At 51.4% G+C, this 2,549-nt stretch carries 2 protein-coding genes and 1 pseudogene; 1 reads left to right on the top strand and 2 read right to left on the bottom strand.

The window, feature by feature from the left end; translation table 11 throughout:
• Positions 1-558: pseudogene (locus ACZAHD_RS23070) on the bottom strand (malate synthase A); the annotation flags it as partial.
• Positions 559-818: 260 nt separating this feature from the next.
• Positions 819-1,748: a homoserine O-acetyltransferase MetA gene (metA, locus tag ACZAHD_RS23075; protein ID WP_008807331.1), complete on the bottom strand. Its 930-nt coding sequence runs from the start codon at positions 1,746-1,748 to the stop codon at positions 819-821.
• A 156-nt stretch (positions 1,749-1,904) separates the two neighbouring features.
• On the opposite strand from metA, the gene ACZAHD_RS23080 reads away from it, so the two are divergent.
• A complete protein-coding gene (locus tag ACZAHD_RS23080) occupies positions 1,905-2,360 on the top strand; it encodes an acetyltransferase (protein WP_008807332.1) in 456 nt (151 codons plus the stop codon).
• Positions 2,361-2,549: the final 189 nt, after the last annotated feature.

Consider the following 2,549-nt stretch of genomic DNA (forward strand, 5'->3'; position numbering starts at 1 on the left):
GCCGGGGATGGCCTCATTACGCCAGGTGACGTGCTTTTCCGGCAGGTGCAGGCCGCGCACACGGCATACCAGCACAGCGGGATTGGGCTGCAGCTGGTAGATTTTGCCGGCCTCGTTGGTGTAGCTGATGGTCCCGTTCACGGCATCACGCAGGTTAATTTGGCCATCAATGACTTTACGCCAGTCAGGCGCCAGCGAATCCTCAAAGTCCGCCATAAAGACTTTGACGTTGGCATTCATCGCGTTAATGACCATTTTGCGTTCAACGGGACCGGTGATTTCAACACGGCGATCCTGCAAATCCGCCGGGATACCGCGGATGGTCCAGTTTCCATCTCTAATGGAAGCGGTTTCCGAAATAAAGTCAGGAAGTACACCTTGATCAATGGCCTGCTGCTGCTGCTGACGCGCGGCCAGTAGCTTATTACGCGCCGGCGCAAAGCGGCTCACCAGTTCCGTCAGAAATTCTACCGCCTCAGGCGTTAAGATCTGCTTCTCCTGCTCGCCATAGGGCTGACTAAAGGCCAGTTCATCGGTGATTGTCGCCTGCTGCGTCATTGTGCTGTTCCTCTTGGTTGATCCGCTGGAAGCGAGCGAGAGATCGTTGTGTAGTTTTCGCTCAGCACAATTAAGACTACTCAATTAATTTTCAAAATCAAAAACAATTTCCATTTTAATTTTAAAATAGAGTTAACATATTGATAACAATGGAATTAAAGTTATCATTGAGCATGAAGTGAATTTCGGAAATAAAAAAGGCACCCGAAGGTGCCAGAGGCAAAGTGCTGAAACGCTTTAGGATCGTTTCGTGTAGAGTATTACTCCAGTGTAGGATTCATATGGCGCAGATCGTATGGTGTAATCTGGTAGACATAATAGTTAAGCCAGTTAGCAAACAGCAGATTGCCGTGGCTCCGCCAGGTGGCGCGCGGTTTGTTCTGCGGGTCGTTTTGCGGAAAATAGTTGTAAGGAACCTCTGGATTCAAACCGGCTTCCACATCGCGGAAATATTCGCTTGCCAGGGTATTGGCATCGTACTCCGGGTGGCCGGTAACAAAGGCGATGCGCTTATCTTTGCTGGCAAACAAATACGCATCGCCCTCTTCCGTCTCCGCGAGGATCTCTAGATCGGTGTAGTCGCGGATAAGTCCCGCCGGAAAATCAGCATAGCGTGAGTGCGGGGCCAGGAAAGAGTCGTCGAAACCGCGGGTCAGTAAGGCGTGTGGATGCAGAATATGGTGTTCATAAACGCCAGAAATCTTTTCGGCGCGGGTCTGCTTCGGAATGCCGTACAGAATATTCAGCGCGGCCTGAACCGCCCAACAGACGAACAACGTGGAGGTGACGTGATCCTTCGCCCACTCCAGCACCTGTTTGATCTGTGGCCAGTAAGCAACATCGTTAAACTCAACCAGGCCTAAGGGGGCACCGGTGACAATCAGGCCATCAAAGTTCTGATCGCAGATCTCATCGAAATTGCAGTAAAAGTTATTCAGATGCTCCGCCGGCGTATTACGCGACTCACGCGCATCAATACGCAACAACTGGATGTCCACCTGCAGCGGAGAGTTCGACAGCAGACGCAGGAACTGATTTTCCGTCTCGATTTTCTTCGGCATCAGGTTGAGGATTAACACCTTCAGGGGGCGAATTTCCTGAGTCGTTGCACGTGTTGTCGTCATCACAAAGACGTTTTCATTGCGCAAGAAACTGACGGCTGGTAGCTCGTCCTGCACCCGAATTGGCATAACTGTATTACCTCATAGCATACGTATAAACGTTTAGACATCCAGATAGCTGAAGATAACCAGGAATCGGGTGAATGTCGAGTCTGCATGTTCACGGTGAGAAAATTTCACGGCGCGCATTGAGTTAGAATATAAGAATGAAGAAAAGGAGAAAATATGGTTATTAGCATCCGCCGTTCCCGGCCAGATGAAGGGGATAAACTGATTGCGATATGGTGTCGGTCGGTCGACGCCACGCACGATTTTCTGTCAAAAGCGTATCGAAAGGAGCTGGAGGAGATGGTACGCGCATTTTTACCGGAGGCTCCGCTGTGGGTGGCGGCTAACACCCAGGACCAGCCGATCGCCTTTATGCTGCTTACCGGAGAGCATATGGATGCGCTGTTCGTCGATCCGGATGTCCGCGGCTGCGGCGTGGGGAAATTGCTGATTGAGCATGCCCTGTCGTTAACGCCAAAGCTGACGACGAATGTGAATGAGCAGAATGAACAAGCGGTCGGGTTTTATCAGAGGATGGGTTTTAACGTGACAGGGCGTTCTGAGACGGACGATCTGGGGCAACCGTATCCGTTATTGAATTTGATACATGAGCAGCAGGCTGAAGCAGACTAAGATTGACGTCGCAACTGCTGACCCTTAGACAGGGACCTCCCCGGAGGCGGTGCTGCGCACCTTGTCCGGGCTACAGATCCTGTAGCCCCGGTAAGCGCAGCGCCACCGGGGAGATATACCCCACACAGCAAAAAACCCCGCACCTTTCGGGACGGGGTTCTTGTTAAAACGCAAAAACAAAAAGCTCAG

The organism is Raoultella sp. (genome assembly GCF_039594335.1).
GTDB lineage: Bacteria > Pseudomonadota > Gammaproteobacteria > Enterobacterales > Enterobacteriaceae > Klebsiella.